This is a genomic window from Robiginitalea sediminis, from assembly GCF_002198115.1.
In the GTDB taxonomy this organism is placed as follows: Bacteria; Bacteroidota; Bacteroidia; order Flavobacteriales; family Flavobacteriaceae; genus Robiginitalea; species Robiginitalea sediminis.
In genome coordinates this window covers 325,809-343,579 of the sequence record NZ_NGNR01000004.1, presented here as the reverse complement: position 1 = coordinate 343,579, position 17,771 = coordinate 325,809, and the positions used below count along the sequence as shown (strand labels likewise).

The window sequence follows — 17,771 nt, the reverse complement described above, 5'->3', positions numbered from 1 at the left end:
CCGGGGCGTTAATCCACGTGCTTGTGGGCCTTGTAGGAGGAGCGCACCAGCGCCCCGCTCTCCACATGTCGGAACCCCATTTCCAGGCCGGCCTCCCTGTAGGCGTCAAATTGTTCCGGAGTGATAAAGGCTTTGACTGGCAGGTGTTTTTTACTGGGCTGCAGGTATTGCCCTATGGTGACCACATCTACCCGCGCTTCCCGGAGGTCCTTAAGGGTTTGGAGTACTTCTTCCTCGGTTTCCCCAAGCCCCAGCATGATGCCGGATTTGGTCCTGCGGGCCCCGTTATCCTTCAGGTACTTCAAGACCTGCAGGCTGCGGTCGTATTTCGCCTGGATACGAACCTCGCGGGTAAGCCGCCTAACGGTTTCCACGTTGTGAGAAATCACCTCCGGGGCCACTTCCAGGATGCGGTCCAGGTGGCGTTCCACCCCCTGAAAATCGGGGATGAGCGTTTCCAGGGTTGTTTCCGGGTTCATCCGGCGGATGGCCTTAACGGTTTCGGCCCACAAGACGGACCCCATGTCTTTCAGGTCGTCCCGGTCCACCGAAGTGACTACCGCATGGCGGATGCCCATAATCTTGATGGAACGGGCCACTTTTTCAGGTTCTGCCCAGTCCACATCTTCCGGCCGGCCTGTTTTTACCCCGCAAAACCCGCAGGAACGGGTACAGATATTTCCCAGGATCATAAAGGTCGCGGTGCCTTCCCCCCAGCATTCCCCCATATTGGGGCAGCTGCCCGAAGTGCAGATGGTATGCAGGTTGTAGGTGTCCACCAGGCCGCGCAACTGGGTGTATTTCTTCCCTGTGGGCAACTTGACCCTCAGCCATTTGGGCTTCCCTTTGGGCGGTAAGACCGATTCTGCGGTAGTGGTACTCATAAGCGATTTTTGGCAAATATACGAACTAAATTCAGGGAATGCAGCAGGCTGGGGCAGGGGGTTATCCCCGGGTTGGGTGATTGGCGATCAGGCCGGCGAGGAGCTTTTTGGCCCTCAGGAGTTTGACCTTGATATTGCCTATGGGCTCGCCCAGGTGTTCCGCGATCTGGGCATAGGACATCTCCTGGAAATACCGCAGGTCTATCACCTCCCGGTAGGCCGGTTTCAGCTCTTTGAGATACCGTAAAAGGGTTTTGAGGTTTTGCTCGATGATGAGCTTATCCTCGGCTGTAGGGCTTTCATCCAGGATTCGGGAAACGGCATCGGACTGGCTCGATTCAGTGCCCTGTAACACGTTGCGCTTGCGTTTGCGGACCATATCGATATGCAGGTTCTTCGAGATGGAAATCAGCCAGGTATTAAAGGCGTAGGTGGGGTCATAGGATGCGATCCGGTCGAAGGCCCTGGAGAAGGTCTGGATGGTAATGTCCTCGGCATCGTTTTCGTTCTGGGTCCGTTTCAGCTGGAAATGGTATACCTCAGGCCAATACAAGTCCAGTAGCCTGCTGAAGGCCATTTGGTTGCCCTCGCGGGCCCTGGCGATGGTTTCCAGTACCGTGTCTTTGTCAGATTCCAAGAAGTGTTACGCTTCAGCCCCGTGGAATGGAAGGATGCCGCGGGCTTCAGGCCCGGGCTTCGTGCCTGCAGTCCTGCTCTGCCGGAAGCTTTCCGCACATACCACAGGCTTGCCCGTCCTTGTTCAGGTGAGGGTTCTGGCTGGCGCAGGTTCCCGCAAAGGCACCGTCTTTCTTGGCCCAAATCTTAATGGCGATGCCACCAAAGGCCAGGGCGAGGAGTCCGATACTGAGCAGTATGAGCTTCATAGGGGATTTCGTTTGTGCAAAGATATAAAAAAAGCCCCGCAATGGGGGCTTTCTATAGGGATCCGGCCCGGGGAATCAGTAGGTAAAATCAGCTACGATGTTTTCCACGGACGGAGTGGTATTCCCGCCTTTGGGTTCAATGGTGATGTAGCTTACGCCTTTCTCGCCATAGGGCAGGGCCAGGAGTTTATCGCTATCGCTGAAATTGCGCAGTACCCCTAAATTGACCATTTCTCCGTTTACTTCGGCCCACATCTGGTAATCCTGGTCCTCCGGGAGGTTGGGCAGGTTCTTCACGTTGATGTAGGAGAGTTTCTTAACCGGGTTTACATAGGCAATGGCCTTGAGCTCGCGGGCCTTCCGGTTGCCGTTGACCATAAATTTCCGGGTCTGCGGGTTGTTCAGGACAATAAACTGGTTACGCACGTCTTCCAGTTGCTCTTTCATGTCGGCTTCCAGCACGCGGATCTTGTTGTTTACCAGGGCATTCTCCTGCTGAAGGTTCTGGTTCTGGTTCCACAGGAATACCGAGGCACTGATCAGGAAAACGGCAGCGATGCTGGCCGCCATCCCATAGCGCATAAACCGCCTCTTGTAGGCCTGTTCGCGTCGGACACCCCTGAGGATGCGTTCGCGCAGCCCCTCCGGGGGGGTAATGGCGTGGAGGCGGGCATAGGCCTCCAGGTTCTCCTGCAGTTCCTCGTAGGTGCTGCGCACCTCCGGGTACATGGCGATATAGCGCTCTACCCGGGCGCTCTCCGCGGTATCCGTGCTGCCGAGCAGGTAGCGCTCCAACAGGTCGGTTTCCAGGAACAATCGTATTTTTTCTTTCATAACCATTGCATTAGTATCAACAGGGCCATGGCCGATGGGTCGTAAATCTTCCGGAGTTCCCTCAGGCCGATCTTGAGCCGGGATTTGATGGTGCCCAGGGGGATGTCAAGTTCCTCGCTGGCCTCCTGCTGGGTCATCCCTTCGAAAAACAGGGCTTCCAGTACCTGTTGGTACTTCGGCTCTATTTTGGCCAGGTGCTTGCGCATGTCCATCAGCTCGGGTTGTACCCCGTCCACGCCTATCGTATATACGTCCGAAACGTCTATTTGGATTTCCTTGTCGTTTTTGGTGCCGAGGCTGCGGAGTTTATCGATGGCCGTATTCCTCGTAATACGAAAGAGCCAGGTGAAGAGCTTGGCCTTGGAAGCGTCGTAGGTGCCAGCCTTCCTCCAGATTTTAACAAAACTCTCCTGCAGCACGTCCTGGGCAAGTTCCTCGTCCCGGACTACCTTGAGCGCCACCCCGTATAGGGTATCCCCATAGTGCTCGTAGAGCAGGGAAATGGCTTTCTCATCCCCCTCTGCCAGAAGTTCCACAATATGTTTTTCCAGTAGTGTGCTCATGTTCAGGGGGCTTGCGGGAAATTTTCCGCTGCCGGCATCCGTTTCCCGTTTCCGCCGCGTATATAGGGAAATGCTAAGGTAAGCATTTTTGGAACCCGCCAAGGGGCGGTCCACCTTCCACGGTGCCGTTTACGCCAGTCGGGTTTCATATGTTTTGGTTAGTTTGGTTTGGTATAACCCCTGTGTGCCCCTCAGTGCCGCAGGGGTTATTTTTTTGCCCCTGTTTCAGGCTCAGATAATATTCACCTCCGGTTCTATGGCAATCCCGAAGTTGCGGGCTACCGCATCCTGGATTTCCCGTGCCAGGTCCAGGATTTCCTGCCCGGTGGCTCCACCGTGGTTTACCAGTACCAGGGCCTGTTTGTCGTGGACCCCTGCCGCTCCGCACCGTGTCCCTTTAAACCCGAGGGTATCGATAAGCCACCCGGCCGGTACCTTTACGGTTTGGCCCTCCTGGGGGTAGGCGGGCATGTCCGGAAAGCGCGTTTGAAGTTCCCTGTATTGGGATTCCGGGATTACGGGGTTTTTGAAAAAACTCCCGCTGTTGCCGAGCACGGCAGGGTCCGGCAACTTGCTCCTGCGGATGTGCATGACGGCCCGGGCAATGTCTGCCGGGGTGGGCTGGGTAACCCCTTCCTGCCCCAGGTATTCCCGGATAGCACCATACCCGTCGCGGATGCGGTGGTTGCGTCGCGTAAGGCGGAAGGTGACCGACCAGATGGCATAGCGCCCGCGGGCTTCCCGTTTAAAAATGGAGTCCCGGTAGCCGAAGCCGCAGGCTTCGCGGGTGAAGGTCTTCAGGGCTCCCGTGCTCAGGTCCACAGCTTCGCAGCTATGCATCACATCCTTTAATTCGACCCCGTAAGCCCCGATATTCTGGATGGGAGCCGTGCCGGTCTTCCCCGGGATCAGGGCCAGGTTTTCCAGCCCGCCATAGCCCATTTCCAGGCTCCAGAGGACCAGTTCGTGCCAATTTTCTCCACCCATAACCCTGAGGGTTACACCATCTGCATCTTCGGAAAGGATTTCCTTCCCCCGGGTATCCATAAGCAGTACCAGGGCTTCCACCGGCCCGGTGAGCAGGATGTTGCTCCCGCCACTCAGCAGGAACGGCGGGGGCAAACCGGGTGCCTTAAGGGCTGTCCGCAGGGTTTCCAGGGAATCTACCTTAAGGAAGTGGCTGGCGGCCACATCGATGCCAAAGGTGTTGTAGGGTTTCAGGGATACCCCGTGTTCAATTTCCATTTCCGGGATAGGTTTTCAGGGCCTCGGCCAGCACGCGGACGGCTTTTTTCAGCCGGTCCTTGTCCAAAACATAGGCAATCCGGATCTGGTTTTTTCCCAGCCCGGGAGTGGCGTAAAAACCGGCTGCCGGGGCTACCATTACCGTAGACCCTGCCCACTGGAATTCCTCCAGCAACCACTGGGCAAACGCGTCGGCATCTGCCACGGGGAGTTCCACCATGCAGTAGAAAGCCCCCCTGGGCCGTGCCACCTTAAGGCCCGGAATTTTTTCGAGTTCGGCCATCAGCAGGTTGCGCCGCTCGCTGTATTCCCGGATGACGGCATCGAAATAAGACTGTGGAGTTTCCAGGGCTGCCTCGCTGGCGATCTGGGCAAAAGTGGGGGGCGAGAGGCGGGCCTGTGCAAATTTCAGGGCCGTGTGCATAACTTCCGGGTTGCGGCTGATCAGGCAGCCGATGCGCGCCCCGCACATGCTGTAGCGCTTGGAAACCGAATCAACAACCACGGCGTGTTGTTCCAGGCCGGGTTCCTGCAGGATGGAATAATGAGTTTCCCCGTCGTAGGTGAATTCCCGGTACACCTCGTCGGCCACCAGGAACAAATCGTGCTTGCGCACCAGTTGGGCCAAAGCCCGGATTTCGTCCTTTGTATACAGGTACCCGGTGGGGTTGCCGGGGTTGCACAGCAGGATGGCCCGGGTGCGCGGGCCTATTAAGGGTTCGAACTGCTCGATGGGCGGCAGTGCAAAGTTATCTTCAATGCGGGAGGGTACGGGAACAACCTTCAGGCCCATGGCCACGGCAAAGCCGTTGTAGTTGGCGTAAAAAGGTTCCGGGATGATGATCTCATCCCCCGGGTCTGCCACGCATCCCATCACAAAAGAGAGGGCTTCGGAACCCCCGGTGGTCACCAGGATCTGGTCACGCGTAATGGAAATGTCGTGTTTGCCGTAGTAGTCTGCGAGTTTCTGGCGGTAGGCATCACTGCCTTCGCTGCGGCTGTATTCCAGCACTTCCAGGCGGTGGGTCCTGACGGCTTCAAGGGCCTGTTCCGGAGTTTTGATGTCTGGCTGTCCGATATTCAGGTGGATGACTTCCACACCACGGGTGCGGGCTGCCTCCGCATAGGGGACCAGTTTTCGGATGGGGGAGGCAGGCATGGCCCTGCCTTTGTTGGAAAGATGGGGCATTCTCTGGGTTTATTTCACAAAAATGAGAAATACTCCCGGTCCGCGCAACCTTTTTCGGTTCGGTTCCTAACGGGTTGATCAGCAGGGGCCTATACCCCTAAAGGGAATGTTAAAAAAACCAGCTGAAGCCTAAAAAAACGTACCTTGAAGAAAACCAGTGTCTTTCCGGGTATGAAAAGCCGCCGTTTACCTGTTGCGTTAACCCTTTTGCTGCTGCTGGCCGCCCTTGGCCTGCAGGCCCAATACTATGCCCTGCCCGGAGGGAGCAAGCGGTCGCCCAAAATCCATTTTGAGCTGGTCAACAACCTGATGGTAATCCCCGTGGAGGTTAACGGGACCCCCCTGAGTTTCATTCTGGACTCCGGGGTGAGCAAGCCCATCCTCTTCAACCTGGCAGACCAGGATTCCATCGAACTCAAAAATGTGAGTCGTATCAGCATCCAGGGCCTGGGCGCAGGAGACCCGATCGAGGCGCTGGCCTCGGTGGGGAATACCTTTAAAATAGGCGGGATGTTGAACCCCAGCCAACCCCTGTATGTGGTCCTGGACAAGGAGATGAACTTTTCCCCGGCCCTGGGAGTGCCCATCCATGGGATTATCGGGTATGACCTGTTCCGCGACCTGGTGGTGGAGGTCAACTATGGCAGGAAGTTTTTAAGGTTCCACAATCCACAATACTATACGTCCAAACCCAGGAGCAGGGAAGTGACCCTCCCCCTGGAGGTCAAGGGCAGTAAGGCTTACCTCAAGGGCAGTGTCGTGGTTTCAGAGCAGGGTGAGATTCCGGTAAAACTCCTGGTGGATACGGGCAGCAGCGATGCAGTCTGGCTCTTCCCGGGTACCGAAAAGGGCCTTGAGATCCCCCATAAGAACTATGAGGATTTCCTGGGTAAGGGCCTCAGCGGTACCATTTACGGCAAACGGACAAAGATCAAACAGATCCGCCTGGGAGACTATGTCCTAAAGGATGCCAAGGCGGCATTTCCCTATATGGAATCCTTCCAGTCGCTCCAACTCGGCGACCGCAACGGCAGCCTGGGCGGGGAGGTGCTCAAACGCTTTAATATGGTTTTCAATTACCCGCAGGGGGAGGTCACCCTAAGCAGGAATGCCCATTTCGATGCCCCCTTCCATTTCAACATGGCGGGGATCGAAATAGAACATGCCGGGGTGCGGTATATCGCAGAGCGCATTTCCGATTCCCGGGGGGTGGTCATGCAGGACAGCGACCCCTTTGGCAACGTCCATATTATGCTGGATGGCCAGACGCGGGTGAGTCTGGTGCCTGAAATAGTGGTTTCGGCCATTCGGGCCGGAAGCCCGGCAGACGAGGTGGGCCTTCGGGAAGGGGATGTGATCCTGGCGGTGAACGGCAAGCGCATCCACGAGTATAAACTCCAGGAAATCGTTAAGATGATCAACGAAAGGGAAGGCAAGCGGGTCAAACTCCTCATAGAGCGATACAACCGCAACCTGCTTTTCAGTTTTGTGCTGAAAGACCTTTTTGAATAAAAAAAATCCCCGGTCAGAGCCGGGGATTTTTTCTTATGAAACTCAGGGTTATTCCGTGCCCTGACTGTCTTTTACCGTTCCTTTGATTTTCAGGATTTTGGTAGGGGTATCTGCATTGGAAATCACGGTGATTGCCTTGCGGATGGGTCCCACCCTGTTGGTGTCGTATTTGACCTGGATCTCACCGCTATCGCCCGGCATGATAGGCGCTTCGGGTTTCTTGGGTATAGTACAGCCGCAGCTGGAACTTACCTTGCTGATCACCAGGGGGGCAGTCCCGGTATTGGTGAATTCAAAGACGCGTACCCCGTCGCTGCCTTTGGCGATGTCACCGTAATCCAAGGTTTCCGTCTTGAATTCGATTTTCGCCATTTTCTCCTGGGCAGAAACCCCGTAAGAAAGCAGGCCGACAAAGAATAGTAAAACTATTTTCCTCATAGTAAAAAGGTTTGGGTGAACCTCAAATGTAGCCAAAGCGGCATGAACATCCAAAATTCTTTTGTTATCTACTAACGTTACTTATTTTTGTTTCGTATTACACACGGTGCTTTTTCAGGCGTGCCGGGCCCAATTTAACATTTGGGCCCGCTTTGCTTTCCAAAAGCGCCGGTTCACTGGTCCAAAAACCGTACCAAATAATGGATATCCCTTCCAAATACGAGCCTAACCGCGTTGAAAATCAGTGGTATGACTACTGGATGCAGCACGGGTATTTCCATTCCCAACCCGACGAAAGGGAACCGTATACCATCGTGATTCCCCCGCCCAACGTCACCGGGGTCCTGCACATGGGCCATATGCTGAACAACACCCTACAGGATGTGCTGATCCGAAGGGCACGGATGCAGGGGAAGAATGCCTGCTGGGTCCCGGGGACGGACCACGCCTCCATTGCCACAGAAGCCAAGGTGGTGGCCAAACTCAAGGAGGAGGGCATCCCCAAGGATTCCATCAGCAGGGAAGACTTCCTGGAGCACGCCTGGGACTGGACTCATAAATACGGGGGGGTAATCCTGCAGCAATTGAAAAAACTCGGCTGTTCCTGCGACTGGGACCGCACCAAGTTCACCATGGACCCGGATATGGAGGCCTCGGTGATCAAGGTCTTCGTGGAGCTTTTCGAGAAGGGCCAGATTTACCGGGGGTACCGCATGGTGAATTGGGACCCTGAGGCCCGTACCACCCTGTCCGACGAGGAAGTGATTTACGAGGAGCGCCAGGGCTTCCTCTACCATATTGCCTACCCGGTGGAGGGCACCGGTGAGACCGTGACCATTGCCACCACGCGCCCGGAGACCCTCCTCGGGGATACGGCCGTGTGCGTCCACCCCGAAGATGAGCGGTATTTCCACCTCCACGGCAAAAAGGTCAGGGTGCCTATCTGTGACCGCGTGGTGCCGGTAATCCCGGACCCCTACGTCACCATGGAATTCGGGACGGGATGCCTTAAAATAACCCCGGCCCACGACATCAACGACTACGAGTTGGGCGTGAAACACGGCCTGGACATTGTAGACATCTTTAACCCCGACGCCACCCTGAATGCCAACGGCCTGCATTATGAGGGCCAGGATCGCTTTGAGGCCCGGAAGGCCATTGTGAAGGAACTGGAGGAGAAGGGATATCTGGTAAAGAAGGAGCCCTATACCAACAACGTGGGAACCTCCGAGCGCACCCGTGCCGTTATAGAGCCCCGCCTGTCCGACCAGTGGTTTTTGCGGATGGAGGATCTGGCCCGCCCGGCTTTGGAAGCGGTGCTGGACTCCGGGGAGGTACAGTTGGTGCCTTCCAAATTCGACAATACCTACCGGCATTGGATGGAGAATATCCGGGATTGGAATATTTCCCGGCAACTCTGGTGGGGGCAACGCATCCCGGCATATTACTACGGCCCGGGTAAGGACGATTTTGCAGTAGCCGAAACGGCCGAGGCTGCCCTGGAAAAGGCGAGGGCCCAATCCGGGAACCCCAAGCTGGAACTCACCGACCTGCGCCAGGATGAAGACGTACTGGATACGTGGTTCTCATCGTGGCTGTGGCCCATAAGTGTTTTTGGCGGTATCCTGGACCCCGATAACGAGGAAGTAAAATACTATTACCCCACCACGGATCTGGTGACCGCACCGGATATCCTGTTTTTCTGGGTGGCACGGATGATTATGGCCGGTTACGCCTTCCGGGGGGAGCGGCCTTTCCGCACGGTGTATCTGACAGGCCTGGTTCGCGATGCCCAGCGCCGGAAAATGTCCAAGAGCCTGGGGAATTCCCCGGATGCCCTCAAATTGATAGAGACCTACGGGGCCGATGGCGTCCGGGTGGGCCTGCTTTTAAGCGCAGCTGCCGGGAATGACCTGCTTTTTGATGAAGGCCTATGCCAACAGGGGAAAAATTTTGCCAATAAGATCTGGAATGCCTTCCGCCTGGTTCAGGGTTGGGAGGTGGCCGATATCGACCAGCCACAGACAGCAGCCCTCGGCATCAAATGGTATCAGAATCGCCTTGCCAAAACCCTCGTGGAAATCGAAGACCATTATACCAAGTACCGGATTTCGGATGCCCTTATGGCGACCTACCGCCTGATCTGGGACGATTTCTGTTCCTGGCTGCTGGAGATCGCCAAGCCTGCCTACGGGAGCCCCGTGGACCGGAAAACCTACGATGCGGTGATCGGGCTCTTTGAGGAGAACCTCAAGCTGCTCCACCCCTTTATGCCCTTCCTTACCGAGGAAGTCTGGCAGCATATCCGCCCCCGCACCCCTGAGCAGGCCCTTATTGTGGCCCCCTGGCCCAAGGTGGCCGGTTACGACGCCGAAGTCCTGGAAGGATTCGATACCACCCGGGAGGTCGTTTCCGGGATCCGAACCATTCGCAAGGACAAGAACATCCCCTTCCGGGATGCGGTTTCCCTTTCAGTTAGAGACGAATCGGGGCTGGATCGCCAATGGGACCCGATTATATCCAAACTCTCCAATGCCCCGGAAATTACCTATTCGAAGGAGGCGCCGGAGAGTGCGCTCTCATTTAGGGTGGGCAGCAATGAGTATTTCATCCCCCTCGCCGGGTCCGTAGACCTGGAGGCCGAAATCCAAAAGCTCAGGGAAGAACTGGAATACACCCGGGGGTTCCTCGCCTCCGTGGAAAAGAAGCTCTCCAACGAACGCTTTGTGAACAACGCCCCGGAACAGGTTGTGGCCCTGGAACGGAAGAAGGCGGCCGACGCCGTTTCCAAGATTGAAACCCTGGAAAAGAGTCTGGCCAGCCTTCAATAGCCAGCCGGTTCCTTAAAAAGCCTCTTGTAATTCTTTCGACAGCGCGACCTTCGATGGGGAAAAGCGGTAAACGACCCCAAGGTTGATGACGTAATCGGCAAAGGCGGCATCCCCGTTGCGCGGGTTCCCGGTGAGGCGTTCGGTTTCCAGGTCGGTTAAGCTCTGGGGGCGTTCGCGTCGAACGGCCACCGGAACACTCAGATTCAGAGCAAAGGGCCCGGAGGCATAAGTAACGCCCGGGTCTATGGCCAGGACGTTACCCGGCCTGCGAAACCCGTCGCTCCCTCCTATGAAATCCTCTACGGGTACCCCGTCATAACGCGCTCCAAGGGAAGCAGAGAGCGCGTCCGAGAGGACATGGCTCACCCCCAGGCGAAGGGAGAACTGGTCCGGTACGGACATGATGGCCTCGTTTTCCAAGATAGGGCTGAGGGTTTCCCTGAAGGTCCTTACCCCGTTGGTCTCCCTGGGGTTGGACAGGTAGAAGCCCCCTCCGAAAAGGAACCAGGAGGGACTGAGCTCCCGGTAGAACTGGAGTTCCGCCGTAATCCCGAACCCGCCGTCGCCAGGTTGAATGGACTGGTCTACCGGCCGTACCTCGGGGCGGCCCTCTACCCCAACATTGTAAAAGATATCGGTAGCCTGGTAATTGCCGGTGGGGAGTTTCATGCCCAGGGCCACGGCAATATTGCCCTTGGGCAGGCCAGCCGGGTCCTGGAGCCAGTACCCGAGGTTCCACCGGACATCGGCAAGCCCCCTGGAGAAGGTGGTGTTACGCTCATCGCGCCCGTGCTCGTAAAGGGAGGAGCGGGTGTTTATGACTGTTGGAACCACCAGGGATGCGAACCAGCGATCCGAAAGCGCATAGGTCGCGGTAAAGTCCCAGGCATGGGAGTGGTTGATCACCTCCGTCTGGTTGGCTACGCGGTCCGGCTCCTCTTCCGTGCCCCGGAAGTGCCTGAAGGATTTGAAGTAGCGGTAGTTGGCCCCGATGATTAAACTGCCTTTGGGCAAGACGTTGGCCTGGGGGTTTGCCCCGGAACAGGTAGAAAAGTGTCGGATGGCCACACAGCCTTGTGCGTGTGCCGCGTTTGCGAGGAGGATGCCACAGAGAAGCAGCACTCCCCTCAGGATGGAAGTGTATTTCATGGTAGTTGCTGTTTCAGTTAGGGATAAGAGGCTGCGATCTTCCGGGTTTCTGCCAAAAAATAAAGTTAGCTGTCGGGCTAACTTTATTTTCCTTGAATTAAACTAAGTGTATGATCTGAGAAGATTAGTGCTACCTTTATCTGACCCCTAAAGTAGGAGTACTACGGGCACCGGGGGGTTATGCCGGGGTTAAAAGGATTAACGAATCCTTAAAAAGAGTAAAGTCCGGTTAACGGGTGGTTTCGGTACGGAAAATCTGCGATTTTTGCCAGGATGCGAAGCAAGAGGTTACTGTTTATTGGCTTGTTTGTGATTTCCATTGCCGGCTTGGCGGTGGTGCAATACCGGTACCTCACGATTGGCCTTAGCCTGGCGCGTCTGCAGTTCAGCCGGCAGCTTGCGGAAGCCGGCACCGATATCCGCGCCGGGCTCTATTCGCGCAACCAGCTCACCTATTTGCTGGAGTCCGCGCTTGAGGCGGACAGTACGCGTTTCAATACCGGCCTGGACCATATGACGGATGCGTCCCGACAGTTCATGGAGGAATTCCTCCGGGAGACGCTGATCGACAACCAGATTGACGCTGCATTTACCTATGCGCTCATGACCCGGGACAGCAGTTATTACCTCGCCTCGGCGGCCAGCGGGAACGCACGGCCCGACACCTATTCCTACCCCATGGAGTTGCACGGATACCTTCCCGCCCAGTTGGGCCAGCGGGTTATCCTCCAATTGCAGTTCCCGGGCCTGAACCGGTATTTCCTATTCCAGCTCAACGGGCTGGTGCTGCCCAGTTTGCTCTTCCTGGCGGGCCTGGTGGTGGCCGTACTATGGGTGCTTCGAACATTTTACTGGCAACAGCGGACCATTACCACCACCCATGAATTCATCAACAACCTGACCCACGAATTGCGGACCCCTGTATTTTCCATAAGCCTGGCAGCCAAAATCCTGCGAGAGAAGGTTGGGGAAGCACAGCGGCCTTTGGCCGATACGATCCTGACACAGACTGCCAGGGTTTCCGACCATATCGACCAGGTCCTGGAACTGGGTAGTCTGGAGCGCGGTTCGGCGACCATACCGCTTTCACCCATTGATTTCAGGCCTATCCTGGAGGGGTTATGCCTACAGTTTGAGACCCGGTGCGCCCTGGAGAATATCCCATTTTCCTATCGGCTTGACCCGGGCGAATTCCCGCTCCGCGCCTCGGCCTTTCACCTGGAGAACGCCGTAAATAACCTCCTGGACAATGCCCGGAAATACGGGGAAGGGAGCGCTATAGCCCTACAGGCTGTATCAGGTGCCAAACACCTGACCGTAGCGGTAAAGGACCACGGGCCAGGCATTCCGTTGGAAGAACAGGAAAAGATATTTCGAAAATACTACCGCATCAGCAAAGGAGACCGGCAGGATGTGAGGGGGTATGGCCTCGGGCTGAGCTATGTGAAGACCGTAGTAGACCGCCACAAGGGCAAGATACAGGTCGCCAGCTCCCAGGGCAGCGGAACGGAATTTACCATTGTATTACCTTTAAACCCGAATGGAACACAAGGCCTATAACATTTTGCTGGTTGAAGATGATACATCCCTCGGCTACCTGCTGAGCGAATACCTGGGGATGAAGGGGTTTGCAATCCGGTGGGAACAGCAGGCCGCCCAGGTAATGCCCCTGTTGGAGTCGCGGGCTTTTGACCTGCTTATCCTCGATGTGATGATGCCCGGGATGGACGGGTTTACCCTCGGGCAGCAGATCCATGAGCGTTTCCCGGAGGTGCCATTTATCTTCCTAACGGCGCGGTCCATGAAAATAGATGTGCTGAAAGGGTTCTCAGTAGGTGCGGTGGATTACCTCAAAAAGCCGATAGACGAGGAGGAGCTGGTTGTGCGTATCGAGACCTTGCTGGCCCGCCTGGAACCCCGGACAGCTTCCCGCCCGGACACGCCTGTTCAGGTAGGCAGGTACCATTTCGATGCCTCCCGCCAGGAACTGGTCCTGGACGGGGAAGTACAATCACTGACCAACAGGGAGAGCGAGGTCCTGGCCTTTTTGGTGCAGCATGCCAACCGGCTGTGCACCCACTCCGAAATCCTGAAGAAGATCTGGGGGCGCAATGATTATTTCAACCGCAAGAGCCTCAATGTCTTTGTGACCCGCCTGCGTAAACTACTGGCCGGGGACCCGGATCTGAAAATAGAAAACATTCACGGGCAGGGCTTTATTTTCCGGATGCCCTGATGGGCTATTCCCGGATAAGGCTTATGGCATATCCCCCGCCGGGGGCCAGTGCCAGGGTCAGGGACGAGGTGTTGTCTATCTGAGCCGACTCAATTGAAATATCCGTTGGGTTGTCCCGGTAGTGGGCGTCTTCGGCATCCTTATAAATCCGTGCCGAATAGGAGACCCCAACTTCCAGGAAACTGAAATCTACGGTTACCTCGCGCGCATTTTCGTCCGTGATACCGCCTACAAACCAGTTTCCGGTGCCGCGTTCTTCCCGGGCGATGCTCAGGAAATCCCCAACTTCCCCGTGGAGGACCTTGCTTTGCTCCCAGTCCACCCCTACATCCCGAATAAACTGGAAGGCCGGTTGCCCTTGATAATTTTCCGGGAGGTCACAGGCCATTTGGATGGGCCCGTAAATGACCACATAGAGGGCCAGCTGTTGGGCCAGGGTGGTGTTGATCTGGTTGTCGGGCTTGGAAGGAAGCGACATCTCAAACACCCCGGGGGTAAAGTCGATAGGCCCCGAAAGCATCCGGGTAAAAGCCACGATGGGAAGGTGTTCCGGGGGGTTGCCCCCGTCGGTGGCCCAGGCATTGAATTCCTGGCCGCGCAGGCCTTCCCGGGCAATTTCGTTCGGGAAGGTACGCCTCAGCCCGGTGGCTTTGATGGGTTCGTGGGCATTCACGGCAACCTGGTACTCGGCCGCTTTTTCCAGGGCTTTGCGGTAGTGGTTGACCATCCACTGCCCGTGATGGTATTCCCCTTTTGGTATAATCTTGCCCACATATCCCGATTTGACCGAATGCATACCGTAGTGGCGCATCAGGCCATAGGCCGTATCCAACTGTTGCTCGTAGGTGCGAGGGGCCGCACTGGTTTCGTGGTGCATGATCATTTCCACGCCTTTCTCGCGGGCATAGCGGGTGATTTCCTCCAGGTCATAGTCCGCATAGGGGGTGATAAAGTCGAAAACCCCTTCCCGGTCTTCGAACCCGATCCAGTGATCCCAACCGGTGTTCCAGCCTTCCACCAGGACCCCGCCAAACCCGTTTGCCGCGGCAAAATCGATGTAGCGTTTGGTGTTTTCCGTAGTGGCCCCGTGTTTGCTGCTGGTCTGCTCTTTGCCCAGGGTGGCGAAGGTATTCATATCCTGGGTAGCTTCCATGTCCCAGGTGGAGACACCCAGGTGCATTTCCCACCAGATTCCCACATACTTCATGGGGGTAAACCAGGAAACATCGCCAATTTTATTGGGTTCGTTCAGGTTTTCGGTCAGGCGGGATTCGATGAGGTCCCCGGCGCGGTCGGCTATCTGGATAGTCCTCCAGGGGGTGTGGAAGGGTAGCGCGCGCTTTACCTTGTACCCCGTCCTGTCGGAGCCCACCAGTTCACTGGTAAAGGATAGGTTCTCAGGGTCTACCTTGAGGGTCATGCCCGCGTAATCCGTCAGGTCGGCCTCGTGGAAAGCCAGGTGAAGCCCGGAGTCGCTGCGCAGGGTAACGGGGGTATTGACTGCGTTTTCCGGGATGTACGTAGCCGCAAGGTCCTCGTGGTCCCTTTTGGAAAGGGCGTCGATTTCGGATACCCGGGTAGTGTTGTATAAGTGTTCATAGATATCCCAGTCTCCGGGGATCCAGAAAGCGGTATGGTCTTCGGTGAGCTGGAAACGGGTGTGCTCGTCCATGATAACCAAGCTGTCTACCCCATCCCATTTGGGGAACTCATAGCGAAAGCCAATACCATCGTCATACGCCTTGAAGCGCAGGGTGATGCTGCGCCCCGGGGCCGCTTTTTCTTTTAGGCTTACCTGAAGTTCGTTGTAATGGTTGCGCACCTCCCGCTGCTCGCCCCAGGGCATTTCCCAGGTTTCGTCCAGGGTGGCGGTTTTGGTCTCCATAAGCTCGAGGCCGCTTCCCAACTGGGGTTGGTCTCTGAATTCGAAGCCGAGGGAGGAGGTGTCGACCACCACCTGTCCGTTGTGGAGGACCCGGTACATGGGGGTACCCTCAGGGCTCAGGAAGAAGTCGATTTCATTGATACCTCCCGGAGAGGCAATACTGGCCCGTTGCCCTGTTGGGGTACAGGCGAAGAAGAGGAAAGAAAGACCGGAGAGGAGAAGAGCAAACTGTTTCATGGTAGTGGTATTGGTCTGCGGCCGCGATAGTTTTGGCCCCGGATTAGGATTCCATAAAAATACGAACCGGTAGGCAATTCTGAAAATGACTGCGGGAGGGCAGGCATAACATTTCGTATTTTTGAAAAAAAAAGAAGCTATGCGTACCCTTATCCCTTTGGCCCTTGCCGTGTTGTTCCTGGCATGTTCCGATGACGACTCCGATTCTGAGCCCATCCCACAACCCCAACCCCGTACCTCCATCGTGGATGCGGCGTTTGAATCGGCCCTGGTGGACCTGGGCCTGGACGATGCCGTGGACGGAGGGGTGGTAACGGCCTCTGTCTCCTTCATCAGGGAACTCAATGTAGACGGGAGGGGCATCACAAATCTTACGGGCATTGAAGCCTTTGCGGCCCTGGAAAACCTTTCTGTCCGTAACAATGCCCTTACTACCCTGGACGTGTCCCGCAACACCTCACTACTCTTCGTTTGGGCCGAAAACAACCAATTGGAATCGGTTACTATTGGTCCGAACCCCGACTTTGAAAAGCTAGGCCTCAGCGGGAATAGGATGACGGGCCTCGATGTGGCGGATTACCCGGCTTTGCAGTTGCTTACCCTGGCCGACAATGCCGTTACCGGAATAGATGTATCTACCAACAGCCTGCTGAACACTTTTGCCATTGAAGGCAACCCGCTGTCCTGTATCCTGGTTAGCCCTCAACAACTGGCCAGTATCCCGCCAAACTGGTCCAAGGATGCCGAGGATACTTATGCCTTAGACTGCCCCTGAGTCCCGGGGAAGTTGACAAGTTCCAGGGTCACCGATGCCAGTTGTACGGCTCCCCCGGTCTGCGCAATCGCCTCGTGGATCTGACGGTAGAGGCTGTCCTTGGTAACCCGTCGTTTTTTATAATCCACCACAAAACGCAGGTTGAATTCCACCCAGTTATCGGTGAGTTTAAGGCTTAGGGTAGGGGCCACATTGGCATTTTCGATCAGGTATTTCTGGACCATAACTTTCCATTGGGTACGCGCGTATTCAGCGTATTCCGAAAGGGATTGCTGGGCGATGTCCCAGATGAGTTCCTGGGCCCGTTTCAGATCGGACCCATAGCGGACCGGCAGGTTGATTTCGTCCCAGACAAAAGGAAAATCTGTGGAGTAGTTTCGGATAGGCCCTTTGAAAACAAAGGCGTTGCTAATCTGGACAATGCGCCCGCTGTAGTTATCGCTGTGGACCCATTCCCCTATTTCCATTAGGGTGGTACGGGTAAGGCCAATGTCTATAACATCCCCTTTAACGTTGTTAATCTCCACCCGGTCCCCGGGTTTATATAGTCCGGAGGCAAAGATGGCTACCCACCCGGCAAGGCTCAGGATAACCTCCTGCAAGGCAAAGGCCAGCCCGGCGCTAATTAGGCCTATTGCCAGGGTAAAGTATTGCACCTTGCCGGTAAAGGTGACCAGGGCGAGCAACAGGATAAGGGCATAACTAACCAGCCGGACGACTTTTTTGGCCCGATAGCGGGTAGTGTTATCGTCCAGGGCGCGGTTAATCCCCTTTCGCACCAGCCAAGTCATCAGCAGGATAAAAAGGACCCAAACGGTAAACTGGGCAAGTTGCACCAAGAGCTCGTTGGAGTCCAGCCCCTGTAAGGCTTGTATGAATCTCTCGAATTCTTTCATCCGGATACGGGCTTTGGAATGCTCTCTTAAAGATACCGAATCTTTTGCGGATCCGGGAAGCCGGAAGGGATGAATATCCGCGTATTACGGATCTTTATAGCCTGGTTCTGAGGTTTTTTTGGGGAGTAGGGCGGGGGGACAGAGAGGGCGGAAGGTCGGTATTGGGGTTGTCACCTTTTTTCGGATTTGGGGGGGTAGGGGAAATGCCCCAAA

General features: G+C 55.9%; 16 protein-coding genes. 5 read left to right on the top strand and 11 right to left on the bottom strand.

What is annotated here, in order from left to right; genetic code table 11:
- Positions 1 to 8 precede the first annotated feature (8 nt).
- The 7 genes from lipA to CA832_RS14035 form a co-directional block, all read right to left on the bottom strand.
- On the bottom strand, positions 9 to 884 hold the full coding sequence (gene lipA / locus CA832_RS14065; RefSeq protein WP_088342261.1) for a lipoyl synthase: 876 nt from the start codon (positions 882 to 884) through the stop codon (positions 9 to 11).
- 61 nt (positions 885 to 945) lie between these two features.
- On the bottom strand, positions 946 to 1,521 hold the full coding sequence (locus CA832_RS14060) for an RNA polymerase sigma factor (RefSeq protein ID WP_143542400.1): 576 nt from the start codon (positions 1,519 to 1,521) through the stop codon (positions 946 to 948).
- Positions 1,522 to 1,567: 46 nt separating this feature from the next.
- Entirely contained in the window at positions 1,568 to 1,768 is a 201-nt protein-coding gene (locus CA832_RS14055; protein ID WP_088342260.1) for a membrane or secreted protein, read from the bottom strand.
- Positions 1,769 to 1,843: 75 nt separating this feature from the next.
- Positions 1,844 to 2,602 carry an anti-sigma factor gene (locus CA832_RS14050; protein ID WP_088342259.1) on the bottom strand — a complete coding sequence of 253 codons (759 nt, stop codon included), beginning with the start codon at positions 2,600 to 2,602 and terminating at the stop codon, positions 1,844 to 1,846.
- Entirely contained in the window at positions 2,599 to 3,165 is a 567-nt protein-coding gene (locus tag CA832_RS14045; RefSeq protein ID WP_088342304.1) for an RNA polymerase sigma factor, read from the bottom strand. Before CA832_RS14045 ends, CA832_RS14050 begins: the two co-directional genes overlap by 4 nt.
- A 231-nt stretch (positions 3,166 to 3,396) precedes the next feature.
- Entirely contained in the window at positions 3,397 to 4,410 is a 1,014-nt protein-coding gene (gene murB / locus CA832_RS14040; RefSeq protein ID WP_088342258.1) for a UDP-N-acetylmuramate dehydrogenase, read from the bottom strand.
- The gene (locus CA832_RS14035) at positions 4,400 to 5,599 is read right to left on the bottom strand and encodes a pyridoxal phosphate-dependent aminotransferase (protein ID WP_088342257.1); all 1,200 of its coding nucleotides are present in this window, start codon (positions 5,597 to 5,599) and stop codon (positions 4,400 to 4,402) included. Before CA832_RS14035 ends, murB begins: the two co-directional genes overlap by 11 nt.
- A 171-nt stretch (positions 5,600 to 5,770) precedes the next feature.
- Here CA832_RS14035 and CA832_RS14030 point away from each other — a divergent pair, with 171 nt between their 5' ends.
- Complete coding sequence (locus CA832_RS14030) at positions 5,771 to 7,111, top strand: aspartyl protease family protein (RefSeq protein ID WP_088342256.1); 1,341 nt, start codon at positions 5,771 to 5,773, stop codon at positions 7,109 to 7,111.
- A gap of 48 nt (positions 7,112 to 7,159) precedes the next feature.
- On the opposite strand, the gene CA832_RS14025 is transcribed toward CA832_RS14030, so the two are convergent.
- Positions 7,160 to 7,549: a DUF1573 domain-containing protein gene (locus CA832_RS14025; protein ID WP_088342255.1), complete on the bottom strand. Its 390-nt coding sequence runs from the start codon at positions 7,547 to 7,549 to the stop codon at positions 7,160 to 7,162.
- A 200-nt stretch (positions 7,550 to 7,749) separates the two neighbouring features.
- On the opposite strand from CA832_RS14025, the gene CA832_RS14020 reads away from it, so the two are divergent.
- Complete coding sequence (locus tag CA832_RS14020) at positions 7,750 to 10,380, top strand: valine--tRNA ligase (protein WP_088342303.1); 2,631 nt, start codon at positions 7,750 to 7,752, stop codon at positions 10,378 to 10,380.
- Positions 10,381 to 10,392: 12 nt separating this feature from the next.
- Here CA832_RS14020 and CA832_RS14015 read toward each other — a convergent pair whose 3' ends face one another.
- Positions 10,393 to 11,529: a hypothetical protein gene (locus CA832_RS14015; RefSeq protein WP_088342254.1), complete on the bottom strand. Its 1,137-nt coding sequence runs from the start codon at positions 11,527 to 11,529 to the stop codon at positions 10,393 to 10,395.
- Positions 11,530 to 11,802: 273 nt separating this feature from the next.
- On the opposite strand from CA832_RS14015, the gene CA832_RS14010 reads away from it, so the two are divergent.
- Together CA832_RS14010 and CA832_RS14005 are read left to right on the top strand one after the other, a co-directional pair.
- Positions 11,803 to 13,089 (top strand): sensor histidine kinase, encoded by a 1,287-nt coding sequence (locus CA832_RS14010; protein ID WP_088342253.1) that lies wholly within the window; start codon positions 11,803 to 11,805, stop codon positions 13,087 to 13,089.
- Positions 13,070 to 13,765: a response regulator transcription factor gene (locus CA832_RS14005; protein WP_088342252.1), complete on the top strand. Its 696-nt coding sequence runs from the start codon at positions 13,070 to 13,072 to the stop codon at positions 13,763 to 13,765. Before CA832_RS14010 ends, CA832_RS14005 begins: the two co-directional genes overlap by 20 nt.
- A 4-nt stretch (positions 13,766 to 13,769) precedes the next feature.
- Here CA832_RS14005 and CA832_RS14000 read toward each other — a convergent pair whose 3' ends face one another.
- A complete protein-coding gene (locus CA832_RS14000; RefSeq protein WP_088342251.1) occupies positions 13,770 to 15,887 on the bottom strand; it encodes a glycoside hydrolase family 97 protein in 2,118 nt (705 codons plus the stop codon).
- A gap of 139 nt (positions 15,888 to 16,026) precedes the next feature.
- On the opposite strand from CA832_RS14000, the gene CA832_RS13995 reads away from it, so the two are divergent.
- Complete coding sequence (locus CA832_RS13995) at positions 16,027 to 16,662, top strand: leucine-rich repeat domain-containing protein (RefSeq protein ID WP_088342250.1); 636 nt, start codon at positions 16,027 to 16,029, stop codon at positions 16,660 to 16,662.
- Here the strand turns inward: CA832_RS13995 and CA832_RS13990 are convergent.
- Complete coding sequence (locus CA832_RS13990; RefSeq protein WP_088342249.1) at positions 16,641 to 17,558, bottom strand: mechanosensitive ion channel family protein; 918 nt, start codon at positions 17,556 to 17,558, stop codon at positions 16,641 to 16,643. The two genes, CA832_RS13995 and CA832_RS13990, sit on opposite strands and share 22 nt — an antisense overlap.
- Positions 17,559 to 17,771 lie beyond the last annotated feature (213 nt).